At 63.2% G+C, this 13228-nt stretch carries 12 protein-coding genes; 9 read left to right on the forward strand and 3 right to left on the reverse strand.

Annotation, left to right across the window (positions count from 1 at the left end):
* Positions 1–10: 10 nt before the first annotated feature.
* Together mutY and AC1D08_RS05640 are read left to right on the forward strand one after the other, a co-directional pair.
* Positions 11–1144 carry an A/G-specific adenine glycosylase gene (gene mutY, locus AC1D08_RS05635; RefSeq protein WP_457154783.1) on the forward strand — a complete coding sequence of 378 codons (1134 nt, stop codon included), beginning with the start codon at positions 11–13 and terminating at the stop codon, positions 1142–1144.
* Positions 1137–1748: an HAD family hydrolase gene (locus AC1D08_RS05640; protein ID WP_457154782.1), complete on the forward strand. Its 612-nt coding sequence runs from the start codon at positions 1137–1139 to the stop codon at positions 1746–1748. Before mutY ends, AC1D08_RS05640 begins: the two co-directional genes overlap by 8 nt.
* 66 nt (positions 1749–1814) lie before the next feature.
* On the opposite strand, the gene AC1D08_RS05645 is transcribed toward AC1D08_RS05640, so the two are convergent.
* Positions 1815–2948: a DNA methyltransferase gene (locus AC1D08_RS05645; protein ID WP_477422725.1), complete on the reverse strand. Its 1134-nt coding sequence runs from the start codon at positions 2946–2948 to the stop codon at positions 1815–1817.
* A 174-nt stretch (positions 2949–3122) separates the two neighbouring features.
* Between AC1D08_RS05645 and AC1D08_RS05650 the strand changes: the two genes are divergently transcribed.
* Positions 3123–3812, forward strand: coding sequence for an HAD family hydrolase (locus AC1D08_RS05650; protein ID WP_457154649.1), 690 nt, complete (start codon positions 3123–3125; stop codon positions 3810–3812).
* 23 nt (positions 3813–3835) lie between these two features.
* Here the strand turns inward: AC1D08_RS05650 and AC1D08_RS05655 are convergent, their stop codons facing one another.
* Complete coding sequence (locus tag AC1D08_RS05655; RefSeq protein ID WP_477226035.1) at positions 3836–4576, reverse strand: hypothetical protein; 741 nt, start codon at positions 4574–4576, stop codon at positions 3836–3838.
* Between the two features lie 127 nt (positions 4577–4703).
* On the opposite strand from AC1D08_RS05655, the gene thrC reads away from it, so the two are divergent.
* Genes thrC through AC1D08_RS05675 form a run of 4 tightly spaced genes read left to right on the forward strand, consistent with a single transcriptional unit; the run spans position 4704 to position 10911 of the window.
* Positions 4704–6101 carry a threonine synthase gene (gene thrC, locus AC1D08_RS05660; protein WP_477226034.1) on the forward strand — a complete coding sequence of 466 codons (1398 nt, stop codon included), beginning with the start codon at positions 4704–4706 and terminating at the stop codon, positions 6099–6101.
* Positions 6102–6115: 14 nt separating this feature from the next.
* A complete protein-coding gene (locus tag AC1D08_RS05665; protein ID WP_095091948.1) occupies positions 6116–7408 on the forward strand; it encodes a M16 family metallopeptidase in 1293 nt (430 codons plus the stop codon).
* 15 nt (positions 7409–7423) lie between these two features.
* Positions 7424–8020 carry a GNAT family N-acetyltransferase gene (locus tag AC1D08_RS05670; protein WP_457155230.1) on the forward strand — a complete coding sequence of 199 codons (597 nt, stop codon included), beginning with the start codon at positions 7424–7426 and terminating at the stop codon, positions 8018–8020.
* 2 nt (positions 8021–8022) lie between these two features.
* Positions 8023–10911, forward strand: coding sequence for an EAL domain-containing protein (locus tag AC1D08_RS05675; RefSeq protein WP_095091946.1), 2889 nt, complete (start codon positions 8023–8025; stop codon positions 10909–10911).
* Positions 10912–10928: 17 nt separating this feature from the next.
* Here the strand turns inward: AC1D08_RS05675 and AC1D08_RS05680 are convergent, their stop codons facing one another.
* On the reverse strand, positions 10929–11537 hold the full coding sequence (locus tag AC1D08_RS05680; RefSeq protein ID WP_091576862.1) for a YqgE/AlgH family protein: 609 nt from the start codon (positions 11535–11537) through the stop codon (positions 10929–10931).
* A gap of 169 nt (positions 11538–11706) precedes the next feature.
* Here AC1D08_RS05680 and AC1D08_RS05685 point away from each other — a divergent pair, with 169 nt between their 5' ends.
* Entirely contained in the window at positions 11707–12513 is an 807-nt protein-coding gene (locus AC1D08_RS05685) for a protein-disulfide reductase DsbD domain-containing protein (RefSeq protein ID WP_457153622.1), read from the forward strand.
* A gap of 183 nt (positions 12514–12696) precedes the next feature.
* Complete coding sequence (locus AC1D08_RS05690; protein WP_457153621.1) at positions 12697–13179, forward strand: peroxiredoxin; 483 nt, start codon at positions 12697–12699, stop codon at positions 13177–13179.
* Positions 13180–13228 lie beyond the last annotated feature (49 nt).

Below are 13228 nucleotides of genomic sequence, written 5' to 3' on the forward strand. Positions count from 1 at the left end.
TTCCCGATCAATGGCACCAGCAGACCAGACCCGCAAGACCACACCCCCATTCGGTGCCGACATCGCGTCCCGCCTGCTCGGCTGGTACGATGTGCATCATCGCGAGTTGCCGTGGCGCATCACGCCGCGTGAGCACGCGCGCGGCGTGATGCCCGATCCCTACCGCATCTGGCTGTCCGAAGTCATGCTGCAGCAAACCACTGTCGAAGCGGTGAAGGCCTATTTTCGCGTCTTCGTCGAGAAATGGCCTGATGTCGGGGCGCTTGCTGCGGCACCGACCGAGGATGTGATGAAGGCCTGGGCCGGGCTCGGCTACTATTCCCGCGCGCGCAATCTCAAGGCCTGCGCCGACCTAGTGGCCCAGCGCGGCGGCCGGTTTCCCGACACGGAAGCCGGCCTCAGGGAACTGCCCGGCATCGGCGCCTATACATCGGCGGCGATCACCGCGATCGCCTTCGACCGCCCAGCCGCCGTCGTCGACGGCAATGTCGAACGCGTCATCTCCCGGCTGTTTTCGATCACAACACCGCTGAGCGAAGCCAAGGCCGAGATACGCGCCCATGTCGAGCGTATGGTGCCAGGGACAAGGCCGGGCGATTTCGCCCAGGCGATGATGGATCTCGGCGCCACCATCTGCACGCCACGCCGGCCGCGCTGCATGCTGTGCCCGCTGCGCGAAGATTGCAGCGCGGTCGTTTCAGGTGACCCCGAACATTTCCCGGTGCGGCTGCCCAAGGCCGACAAGCCGCTGCGGCGCGGTGCGGCCTTCATCGCCGTGCGGGGCGACGGCGCCGTTCTCCTGCGCAAACGGGCGGAGAAAGGCCTGCTTGGCGGCATGACCGAAGTGCCGACGACCGCCTGGACAGCGCGGATCGATGGCGCCACCACGCAAGCGGCGGCACCCTTTCCCGGCAACTGGAAGCCCACGGGGCGGATCGCCCATGTCTTCACCCACTTCGCGCTCGAGCTCGACGTGTTCCTCGCCCACACGAACGGCGAGACGCCGGCCGGCCATTTCTGGTCGCTGCCTTCGGACATTTCAGGCGAAGCACTGCCCACTGTCATGAAAAAGGCAATCGAGGCTGCGATACCCGGCGCGACGAAAAAACCGTCGCCACACAGTGCAAAGAGGCCCCATGACTGAAATCCGCCACATCGTTTTCGACATCGGCAGGGTGCTGATCCACTACGATCCGAATATTCCGTTCAGCCTCCTCATTCCGGATGCCGAAGAGAGAAAGTGGTTCTTCGACAATGTCTGCACGCATGACTGGAACATCGAGCAGGATCGCGGCCGGACATGGCAAGAGGCCGAGGCGCTGCTGATTGCGGAGCATCCCGATCACGCGGAAAACATCCGCAATTTCCGCCGCTACTGGCACGACATGGTGCCGCACGCCTATGACGACAGTGTCGCCATCATGGTCGGCCTGATCGAAAGCGGCCACGACGTGACCATGCTGACCAATTTCGCCAGCGACACGCTCTCCGAGGCGCGCAAACGCTTCGATTTTCTCGAACGGCCGCGCGGCGTCACCATCTCCGGCGAAGTCGGGATGATCAAGCCGGACCGCGGCATCTACGACCATCACGTCGCCGCGTTCGGGCTCGAGCCGTCGGCCACGCTGTTCATCGACGACAGCCAGAAGAACGTCGACGGCGCCAAGGCGGCCGGCTGGCAAGCGGTGCTGTTCACCGATGCCAAGACGCTTCAGGCAGACCTTGAACGCCTCGGAATCATGGCGTGATTTGAATCGCTTCCGGCGTTCCGTTGATACCTTGAGTCAGCGAGAATGGTGGCAATTGGCAGGGGTTCAGGCCCCTGCCCGCTCCATGCCGAGCCGGGCAATGCGGCGAAGCTCGTCGATCGGGGTCAGGCCGCCGCTGCGCTCATAGTGCCAGAAGGTCCAGCCGTTGCAGGCATCCAGGCCCTGCACTTCGGCGCCGATCTTGTGGATCGAGCCGGCGCTGTCGCCGATCGCCACGGTGCCGTCGGCGCGCACCTTGGCCGCCCAGCGCTTCTTGGCGTCGTAGAGCGTGGCGCCCGGAACCATCAGCCCGGTATCGATGAGACTGACGAAGGCGACGCGCGGCTCGGCGCGCTTGCCGGTGAGCACGGTCAGGTCGGCGCCGTCCAGCGGCCGCACCGCGTCGATGCGCTCGTTGGCGGCATCGATATAGGCCTGCTCCCGCTCGATGCCGACGAAATGGCGGCCAAGCCTTTTGGCCACCGCGCCGGTGGTGCCTGAGCCAAAGAAGGGGTCGAGTACGATGTCGCCGGGTTTGGTCGAGGCCATCATGATGCGCGCGAGCAGCGCTTCCGGCTTCTGCGTCGGATGCAGCTTGTCGCCATTGTCGTTCTTCAGCCGCTCGCCGCCGGTGCAGATCGGAAACAGCCAGTCAGAGCGCATCTGGATGTCGTCGTTCGAGGCCTTCATGGCTTCGTAATTGAAGGTGTAGCCCTTGCCCTTCTGGTCGCGCGACGCCCAGATCATCGTCTCATGCGCATTTTGGAAACGGCGGCCACGGAAATTCGGCATCGGATTGGTCTTGCGCCAGACGACGTCGTTGAGGATCCAGAAGCCCAGATCCTGCATCTTGGCGCCGACCCGGAAGATGTTGTGATAAGAGCCGATGACCCAGATAGTGCCATTGGGCTTCAGCACCCGCCGCGCCGCCAGCAGCCAGGCGCGGGTGAAGGCGTCGTAGGCCTCGAAGCTCTCGAACTGGTCCCAATCGTCGTCGACGGCATCGACCTTCGACTGGTCGGGCCGGTGCAGGTCACCATCGAGCTGAAGATTGTAGGGCGGATCGGCGAAAATGACGTCGATCGACTTTTCCGGCAGCCGATCGAGCGCGGCAACGCAGTCACCCTTGAGGATCGTGTCCAGCCATTCGGATTGCTGGGGGGCGTGGGATAGCTCGTCGAGAAGACGCACGGCAGACATTCTGACACCCGAGGCACGCGTTACAGTTTTACTCTCTGTTATGGTTACCGATCAGCGTAAATATTCGGTGAAGGCCACCGCGGATCTCCAAATTTGCGAAGGCGGCCCTGTTGGTGTATGCCGCGCCGCCTGAGCCTTCCCTGGCCCTTCCTTCTCCCAACCGTCCGGATCACCATGCCCCAGCCAGACCTTGTCATCTTCGATTGCGACGGCGTGCTCGTCGATTCCGAAATCGTCGCCGCGCGGGTCGAGGCGGAACTGCTGACCTTGGCCGGCTACGAAATATCGGCTGAGGAACTCGCCGAGACCTACGCCGGACTGACCTTCAAGGACATCATGATGCGGGTCGAGGAGAAGTCCAGCATCCCGTTCCAGGCCTCGCTGATCGACCGCGCCGAAGACCTCGTCGATCGCAAATTGCGCAGCGACGTCCGCGCCATCGACGGCGTGCGCGAGGCGGTCGCCGCGGTCACCGCTCCGCACTGCGTCTGCTCGAATTCGCGCTCCGAGCGGATCGAATTCATGCTGGAGAAGGTGCACCTGCTGCCGTTTTTCACCGGCCGGATCTTCTCGGCCCTGGAGATACCAAGCAAGAAGACCAAGCCGGCGCCCGACGTGTTCCTGTTCGCTGCGGAGAAACTCAACGCCAAGCCGGCGAACACATTCGTCATCGAGGATTCCGTGCACGGCGTCCACGGCGCCAGGACGGCCGGCATGCGCGTGATCGGCTTCACCGGCGCCGGCCACAGCTATCCCGGTCATGCCGACGCCTTGACGGAAGCCGGCGCCGAGACGGTCATTCGGCGCTGGGCGGAGCTGAAAAGCGTGATCGCCGCGCTGTCGGAGTGGTCGGCTGACGCCTGAGAGACGTGCGTCTCGACGCGAGACTAGTTCGTCGCGACAGCCTTCTTCTTGTGATTCTTCTTCGGCTTGTCCGTCGTCCCCTTCGGCGCGTTTTCATCATATCCGGCAAAGGCCTGATAGTCCTGCGCCGACGGTTCGGGCACGACGACATTGGAATCTGTGAAGACAAACTGCGTCGCGACCGACGGGTCGGTGACCTGGATCTGATACGGATGGATCTGCGAGTAGAGAACATCCGTGCCATGCATCACCGCGATACGGATCGGCATGGTGATGGTGCCGGGGGAAAATTTCGGTCCGGGCACAACCTTGCCGGCGACCGCGATCTTCATCGTCAACTGCCCGTTGGCGCGCAGACAATCACGGGTCACGTCGCTGATCGACGCCTGGTAGATGATGTTCGCAGACTCGTCGGGCGCGGTCGCGGCCGCGTCGGCCGCGGCCTGTGCCTCCTGCGCCTGCTGCTCGGCCTCGGCCTGGTTCCTCGGCTTGCGCATGGGCTTCGACTTGGGCTTCTGCACGCCCTTGGCATAGGTGTTGAAGAAGGCCGTGCCGTCGCGCACCGTCACTCTGGGGCAATAGGCCTGCAACTGGCTAGACAGGACCTTGGGATCCTGTGGCGGCGGCGGCGCTGTCGGATCCTTCTTGCCGAAGCCGAGGTCCAGGATGCCATTGTCGCTCGATTGGCAGCCGGCGGCGGCGAGCATAAAGCCGGTAAGCGCAAGACCCGCCAAAAAGCGGCCACTGAATGTACGAAACGCCATGAAACTGCACTTCCCTCTCGCAAAGCTGGTGACGTATATCAACCGCGCGGCAAAAATGCGACTGAGCCAGCGCAGAAATTAACCACCTTGTGGTGAACGGAAAACCCAGCGGTAACGGATTTGTGACATGCACTATGTGAGTACCCGCGGCGAAGCGCCCGTGCTTGGATTTTCCGACGCTGTGCTGGCTGGACTGGCGCGTGACGGCGGGCTTTACGTGCCGCGCGAGTGGCCGCAGTTTTCCGCTGCCGAGATCCGCGCCATGCGCGGCCTTGCCTATCCTGATCTCGCAATCCGCGTGCTGTCGCCCTTCCTTGGCGACGAAATCCCGGCGCCCGTCTTCGAGCGCCTGGTCCGCGAAGCCTATGCCACCTTCCGCCACGAGGCCGTCTGCCCGCTGGTGCAGACCGGCCCCAACACCTTCATCCTGGAACTCTTCCACGGGCCGACTCTCGCCTTCAAGGACGTGGCGATGCAGCTTCTGGCCCGGCTGATGGACCATGTGCTTGCCGAACGCGACCAGCACGCCACCATCGTCGGCGCCACCTCGGGCGATACCGGCGGCGCCGCCATCGATGCCTTTGCCGGGCGCAGCCGCACCGACATCTTCATCCTTTTCCCGCATGGCCGCGTCTCGCCGGTGCAGCAGCGGCAGATGACGACGTCGACCGCGCAAAATGTTCATGCGCTGGCGATCGAAGGCAATTTCGACGATTGCCAGGGCCTGCTCAAGGACATGTTCAACGATCACGGCTTTCGCGACCGGGTTGCGCTGTCGGGCGTCAATTCGATCAACTGGGCCCGCATCATGGCCCAGATCGTCTATTATTTCTCCTCGGCGCTGTCGCTGGGCGCGCCGGACAGGCCGGTCTCCTTCACGGTGCCGACAGGTAATTTCGGCGATATCTTCGCCGGCTATGCCGCCAAGAAGATGGGCCTGCCGATCGAGCGGCTGATCATCGCCACCAACGACAACGACATCCTGGCGCGCACTTTCGCAACCGGCGAATACCGCACCAAGGGCGTCTTTGCGACCACTTCGCCGTCGATGGACATCCAGGTGTCGTCCAATTTCGAACGCCTGCTGTTCGAGGCTTCCAACCGTGACGCCGCGACCGTGCGGGGCTACATGGACGGTCTCAAGCAGTCTGGCGCTTTCACCATCGAAACGCAGCAAATCGCTGGGATGCGGTCTGAATTCGACGCCGGCCGCGCAACCATGGACGAAGTCGCCGCCACCATCCGTTCGACGCTCGCCGGCAGCAACTACCTGCTCGATCCGCACACCGCGGCAGCCGTGCATGTGGCGGCGGGCAAGGCTTCAGGCGCGGTGCCGATGGTGGTGCTTGGCACCGCCCATCCAGCAAAATTCCCCGCCGCCGTCGAAGCCGCCAGCGGCGTCTCGCCCGCACTGCCCGCATGGCTAGGTGGGTTGATGACATCGGAGGAAAAATACACGGTACTTCCATCCGACCTGAAAATGGTGGAAGATTACGTCGGCCGCCGCGCGCGGGCGGCGCGTTAGGGAGTAGTAGCCATATGGGTGTTGAGGTAAGCCGTCTGTCGAACGGCCTGACAGTCGCCACCGAAACCCTTCAAAGCATCGAATCGGTTGCCCTTGGTGCCTGGGTCAAGTCAGGTGCCCGCAACGAACGCGACGAAGAGCATGGCATGGCCCATCTGCTCGAGCACATGGCGTTCAAGGGCACGAAAAGGCGAAGCGCCTTCGAAATCGCCTCGGAGATCGAGGACGTCGGCGGCGAGATCAACGCCGCCACCAGCGTCGAGACCACCTCCTACTATGCCAGGGTGCTCTCCGACGACGTTCCGCTGGCCGTCGACATTCTTGCCGACATCCTGCAGGAGTCCGAGTTCGACCCGCAGGAGCTCGAACGCGAGCAGCATGTGATCCTGCAGGAGATCGGCGCCGCACACGACACGCCCGACGACATCGTCTTCGACCGTTTCACCGAGACAGCCTTCCGCCACCAGACGATCGGCCGCTCGATCCTGGGCACGCCGGAAACCGTCAAATCCTTCACCTCGAAGCAGTTGCACGATTTCATCGAGCGGCAATACGGCGCCGAGCGCATGGTGATCGTCGCTGCCGGCGACATCAAGCACGACAATTTCGTGCGCGAGGTTGAAAAGCAACTCGGCGGCTTCCGCAGCAAGGCCGACAGCACCATCCCGCAATATGCGCAATATGTCGGCGGCGACTTCCGCGAGGACCGCGACCTGATGGACGCGCAGATTGTGCTGGGCTTCGAGGGCCGCGCCTATCATGTGCGCGACTTCTATGCCTCGCAGGTGCTGTCGATGATCCTCGGCGGCGGCATGTCGTCGCGTCTTTTCCAGGAAGTCCGCGAAAAGCGCGGCCTGTGCTATTCGGTCTATGCCTTCCACTGGGGCTTTTCCGACACCGGCGTCTTCGGTGTCCATGCCGCGACTGGCCAGAGCGATATCGCCGAACTGGTGCCGGTCATCATCGACGAACTGCAGAAGGCCGGCGAGAAGATCCTGCAGGAAGAGCTCGACCGGGCGCGCGCCCAATATCGCGCCGGGCTGATCATGTCCGCCGAAAGCCCGGCCAGCCGCGCCTCGCAGATCGCGCGGCAGCTGCTTCTGTTCGGCCGGCCGATCGCCAAGGAAGAACTGATGGAACGGCTGTCGGCGCTCACGATCGAGCGACTGACCGACCTGTCGTCGCGGCTGTTCTCGACCAAGCCGACGCTTACAGCTGTCGGGCCTGTGGGTACGCTGGCGCCATACGAGGCGATCCTCGATTCGCTTGCGGGCACGCAGACCGCGACCCGCAAGCTCGCCGTCTAAGCCCCTCAAAGCGTCGTGTTCGCGCTCCCTTTCTTTCGCCGTGACCTGCCGGCGCTGAAGGGTGACTACGTCATGCTGCGCGTGCCCTTCACGAATGACTATCGCGAATGGGCGGCGGTGCGTGGCGAAAGCCGTGCCTTTCTCGAGCCATGGGAGCCACGCTGGACTCCCGACGAACTCGACCGCACTGCCTGGCGGCTGCGCATCAGCCGCTACCGCGAAGACTATGCGCAGGGAACCGCGATCGCCTTCTTCATCTTCGAAAAGAGCAGCGGCAAGCTGGCGGGCGGCATCACGCTCGGCAACATACGCCATGGCGTCTCGCAAAGCGGCCATGTCGGCTATTGGATCGGCGAGCGCTTTGGCGGTCGTGGCCTGATGACCGACGCGGTCAAGGTGGTGACGCGCTTCGCCTTCGATACGCTGAGGTTGCACCGGATCGAAGCGGCCTGTATTCCCGACAACGCCCGGTCGATCCGCGTGCTTGAAAAAGCCGGATTCCGGCGCGAAGGACTTCTGCGATCCTATCTCAGGATCAACGGCATCTGGCAGGACCACTACCTCTACGCCCGGATCTCGGACGATCCGCCGGGCGCTGGAACGAAGGACTGATCTTGACGAATTTCCTGCGAAACGGGCCGCTGTTCGCCTTTGTCCTCGCGACAATCCTGACGCTGTGCGCGGCATCGTCGGCCTTCGCCGTCGAACCGATCAAGATTGCCCGCGACGACGTCGCGCTCGACCTTTCGGGCGCCGTCGAGATCTACCGGAACCAGGGCGAGAATTTCCAGGTGTCGACCGCTCCCGGACCGGACGGCATCGTGCGGCGCATCGAGGTCGAGGCTAATGATGCGCGTTCGACCGGCGACTGGGCGGTGTTCGCGCTGGCCAACACCACCGACCAGCAGCTCGACCGGCTGATCGTCGCGCCGCATTTCCGACTGGTGAATTCCGGCATCTTCTGGCCCGATCTCGGCTCGACCCGTATCGCCGCCATCACGCCCAGCGAAGGCTTCGCGCTCGACCGCCAGACCAGCCCCGACGCCGACGTGTTCCGGGTGACGCTGAACCCGGGCACGGTGATCACCTTCATCGCCGAACTGGCTTCGCCGAAACTGCCGCAAGTCTATTTGTGGGATCCGGAATCCTACAAGGACTCGGTCAATTCCTACACGCTGTTTCGCGGCATCGTCATCGGCATCGCCGGCTTGCTGGCGCTGTTCCTGACCATCCTTTTCGTGGTCAAGGGAACCTCGATGTTCCCGGCGACCGCGGCGCTCGCCTGGGCGGTGCTGGCCTATATTTGCGTCGATTTCGGCTTCCTCAACAAGATCATCGAGATCTCGCCCGGCAACGAGCAGATGTGGCGAGCGGGAACGGAGGTGGCGCTGGCGGGAACCTTCGTGGTGTTCCTGTTCGCCTATCTCAACCTCAACCGATGGCACGGCCATTTCAGCTATGGCGCGCTGGTCTGGATCCTTGGACTGCTGCTGATCGCCGGCGTCGCCATCGTCGATCCGGCCGTCGCCGCCGGCATCGCCAGGCTGTCCTTCGCCGCCACCGCGCTGACCGGGCTCGGCCTGATCATCTTCCTCGGCATACGCGGCTACGACCGCGCCATCATGCTGGTGCCCAGTTGGGTCATGGTGCTGTTGTGGCTGTGCGGGTCATGGATGGCGATCACCGGCATGCTCGACAACGACATCGCCCAGCCGGCATTGGGCGGCGGACTGATCCTGATCATCCTTCTGATCGGCTTCACCGTCATGCAGCACGCCTTTGCCGGCGGCGCGCTGCACCAGGGCCTGTTCTCCGACCTCGAGCGGCAGGCGCTGGCAGTGGCCGGATCTGGCGATACGGTGTGGGACTGGGACGTGCTGCGCGACCGCGTCGTCACCAAGCCCGATGTCAGCATCCAGCTCGGTCTGGCGCCAAACAGCCTTGGCGGTGCCGCGCGCAACTGGCTGCCGGTGCTGCATGCCGACGATCGCGACACCTTCCGCACGACGCTTGACGTGGTGCTGGAACACCGGCGCGGCCGGGTGTCGCAGAACTTCCGCCTGCGCGGCGCCGACGGCCACTATCACTGGTTCTCGCTGCGCGCGCGGCCGGTGATCGGGTCGGACGGCGAAGTCATTCGCTGCGTCGGCACCATGGTCGACGTCACCGAACAGAAGAAATCCGAGGAGCGTCTGCTGCACGACGCCGTGCACGACAATTTGACCGGGCTGCCGAACCGCGAACTGTTGATGAACCGGCTGGAAGCGGTCATCTCGATCGCCCGCACCGAAGAAAAAGTGCGCCCGACCGTCTTCGTCATCGACATCGACCGTTTCAAGCAGGTCAATGACGGGCTCGGCATCTCGGCCGGCGACACCATCCTTTTGACCATTGCGCGCCGGCTGCACCGGTTGCTCAAGCCGAAGGATTCGCTGTCGCGTTTTGCCGGCGATCAGTTCGCACTAATGCTGTTGTCCGAGCAGGATCCGTCCCGCATCGCCGCCGTCGCTGACGCCATCAAGCATGCCATCAACAACCCGATCACCTTTGCCAAGCGCGAGATCGTGCTGACCGCATCGATCGGACTGATCACCTGGAACTCGACGCAGATGTCGGCCGAGGACATGGTCAAGGACGCCGAGCTTGCCATGCATCAGGCCAAGCGCTTCGGCGGCGACAGGATCGAGCCGTTCCGCCCGGCCTTCCGCACCGTCGGCACCGACAGGTTGCAGTTCGAATCCGACCTGCGCCGCGCCATCGAACGGCGCGAATTCACGCTCGCCTATCAGCCGATCGTGCGGCTGGAGGATGGCAGCGTCGCCGGCTTCGAGGCCTTGCTGCGCTGGGACCATCCGCGTCGCGGCATGATCCCGCCGGCAGATTTCATCCCGGTCGCCGAAAGCTGCGGGCTGATCGTGCAGCTCGGCCTCTTCGCCATGCAGCAGGCGGCCGAGGACCTTGCCGGATGGCAAAAGCAGATCGGCGACGCGCCGCTGTCGGTCTCGGTCAACCTGTCCAGCCGCCAGCTCATCCGCCGCGACCTGGTCAGCGACGTCCGCTCGGTCATCGCACGCGCCAATCTGAAGCCGCGCTGCTTCCGGCTCGAGCTCACTGAATCGCTGGTGATGGATAATCCCGAGCAGACGGCCCATGTGCTGACCAAGCTGAAACAGCTCGGCATCGGCCTGTCGCTGGACGATTTCGGCACCGGCTATTCCTCACTGGCTTATCTGACGCGTTTTCCCTTCGACACGATCAAGATCGACAAGAGCTTTGTCGACGACAACACCCCCAAACGCGCGGTGCTGCTCAAATCCATGGTCAACATGGCGCATGAACTCGGACTGTCCGTGGTCGCCGAGGGCATTTCGGACGAACGCGACGCGCTGGAGCTGCGCCAGATGGGCTGCGAATATGTGCAAAGCTTCATGTTCGGCGCGCCGATGCCGGGCGACCAGGTGCTGAAGACGCTGAAGGAACAGTATCCGCTGACGCAAGCCTGAGACCTCTGTGATGAGGCTCAGGCGTGTCCGGCGGCGAGGCTGAGATGGGCGAGGTCGATGCCGATCGAGGCGAGGATGCGGTCGTACTTGCGCTCAATGTCGGTGTCGAACAGAAGCTCGGCGTTGGCCGGGCAAGTCAGCCAGCCATTCTCGGCGATCTCGGTCTCCAACTGGCCGGCGCCCCAACCCGAATAGCCGAGCGCCATCAGCGCGTGACGGGGTCCACGGCCAGACGAAATGGCGCGCAATATGTCGACGGTCGCGGTCAGGCAGATGTCGTCCGACACGGTCAGCGACGATTCCACCCTGTAGTCACCCGAATGCAGGACGAAACCCCGGCTGCGATCGACGGGCCCGCCATTGCGCACGACGAAATCGCGAGCCTGCGCCGGCAAGCGGATCGCTTCCTGTTCGTTCATGATGCCCAGTTGCACGAGCAGATCCGGAAAAAGCATCTGCTGTGTCTGGTTGATGATCAGGCCCATCGCGCCTTCATCGCTGTGCGCGCAGACGTAGATGACCGAGCGCGTGAAACGGTCGTCCTTCATGCCGGGCATGGCAATCAGGAACTGATCGTCGAGAAAACCGCGGCTGGCGGCTGTCTTCTTGTGGCGCAACAAGTCCATGACAGCAAAGGTAACGCGTTTCCAAAGCGCCGAAAAGATGCACCGTGCGGGATTCGACCAAAGCCTATGTGACCAGGCAGAGCATTCTTCCCTCGAGGTCACGCAAATATGATACCGGCAAGGTCATGAAAACATTGCGCGGCCACGAACGGACGATCAAATCACCGCCATGCAAAGCTTGAAAATCCTGCTGCTCGGCGCCGCCATCGGATCGGCAACCGTTCTTCCCGCCGCCGCTTCATCATCGTCGTGGTACAACAGCGAAGGCGGCAAGGTCCGGCTGGTGACCAGCGGCAAGGCCGATGCCGCCGGCCGCATCCAGGGCGTTCTCGACATAGCGCTCAAGCCCGGCTGGAAGACCTACTGGCGTGACCCGGGCGACGCGGGCGTGCCGCCGCAGCTCGACATTTCAGCCAGCACGAACATCGCCGACGCCCAGCTTTCCTTCCCGGCGCCGCAGCGTCATGACGAAGGCTATGGCAAATGGGCAGGCTACGACTATCCGGTTTCGCTGCCGGTCGTGTTCACCCTGTCGGCGGCGAAAGATCCAGCCGTTATCGACGCCGACATCTTTCTCGGCATTTGTGAAACGATCTGCATTCCGGTGCAGACGCGGCTGACCGTCGACCCCGGCTCCGATCCGGACAATGCCGAAGACACGGCGCTGGTGAAGGCGAGCTTCGCGGCGTTGCCTACACCCGCAAGGTCCGATTTCGGCATCAACGTGCTGCCGGGTGACCACGAGACGCTGATTGTCGAAGCGAGCTTTCCTGGCGATCCGGAGGCGGCGGATTTCTTTGTCGCCGGCGAGCGGGATTATATGTTCGGCACCCCTGCCCGCAGCGAAAAGGACGGCAAGCTGATCTTCACCGTGCCGATCCTCGACCGCCCGTCGACAACGCCGACGGATGGCGGGCTTCATTATACACTGACAAGTTCGGCCGGCGCCGTCGAAGGGCTGTTGCCGTTTCCTTAAAGCGCGTCGCATTGAACGGATTCATACGACGCACTTGGTCCTCTCTTTGTCCATGTCGTAGTGCCAAAACAGCTGCTCACTTTTGGGCGACATGGACTGAGGCCGCTCCTTGACAGTTGCAGAGGGCCGTCGAGTTCGCTACGCAATCACACGACCTCCCCCATTTTCCCAGACGAGGAACTCATGACCATTTCCGTTGGCGACAAGCTGCCTGATGTGACCTTCAAGACGATGACCGCCGACGGCGCGAAGCCGATCACGTCGGCCGAGATTTTCACAGGCAAGAAGGTTGTGCTTTTCGGTGTTCCGGGCGCTTTCACGCCGACCTGCAGCAACAACCATTTGCCCGGCTATCTCGAGAACCATGACGCCATCCTGGCACGCGGCGTCGATACCATCGCCGTCGTTTCGGTCAACGACGTCCACGTCATGGGCGCCTGGGCGCGCTTCACCGGCGGCGAAGGCAAGATCCTTTTCATCGCCGATGGCAGCGGTGACTTCGCCAAGGCGGTCGGCCTCGACAACGACCTTTCCGCAGCCGGCATGGGACTGCGCTCGAAGCGGTTTTCGATGATCGTCGATGACGGCAAGGTCACGGCGCTCAATGTCGAGACCAAGCCCGGCGTCGACGAGTCCGGCGCGGCTCATATTCTGGGACAGCTCTAACAATATTGGCGACAGCGTTAGGCCAGGGACCGCAAAGTCCCCTCGCCCG

The sequence above is a fragment of the Mesorhizobium sp. P2_E6 genome (genome assembly GCF_056403835.1).

Coding starts and splice junctions, on each gene's coding strand:
- AC1D08_RS05690 (WP_457153621.1), top strand. CDS start 12,697: ATGACCATTTCCGTTGGCGACAAGCTGCCTGATGTGACCTTCAAGACG.
- mutY (WP_457154783.1), top strand. CDS start 11: ATGGCACCAGCAGACCAGACCCGCAAGACCACACCCCCATTCGGTGCC.
- AC1D08_RS05685 (WP_457153622.1), top strand. CDS start 11,707: ATGCAAAGCTTGAAAATCCTGCTGCTCGGCGCCGCCATCGGATCGGCA.
- AC1D08_RS05665 (WP_095091948.1), top strand. CDS start 6,116: ATGGGTGTTGAGGTAAGCCGTCTGTCGAACGGCCTGACAGTCGCCACC.
- AC1D08_RS05650 (WP_457154649.1), top strand. CDS start 3,123: ATGCCCCAGCCAGACCTTGTCATCTTCGATTGCGACGGCGTGCTCGTC.
- AC1D08_RS05655 (WP_477226035.1), bottom strand. CDS start 4,576: ATGGCGTTTCGTACATTCAGTGGCCGCTTTTTGGCGGGTCTTGCGCTT.
- thrC (WP_477226034.1), top strand. CDS start 4,704: ATGCACTATGTGAGTACCCGCGGCGAAGCGCCCGTGCTTGGATTTTCC.
- AC1D08_RS05640 (WP_457154782.1), top strand. CDS start 1,137: ATGACTGAAATCCGCCACATCGTTTTCGACATCGGCAGGGTGCTGATC.
- AC1D08_RS05645 (WP_477422725.1), bottom strand. CDS start 2,948: ATGTCTGCCGTGCGTCTTCTCGACGAGCTATCCCACGCCCCCCAGCAA.
- AC1D08_RS05680 (WP_091576862.1), bottom strand. CDS start 11,537: ATGGACTTGTTGCGCCACAAGAAGACAGCCGCCAGCCGCGGTTTTCTC.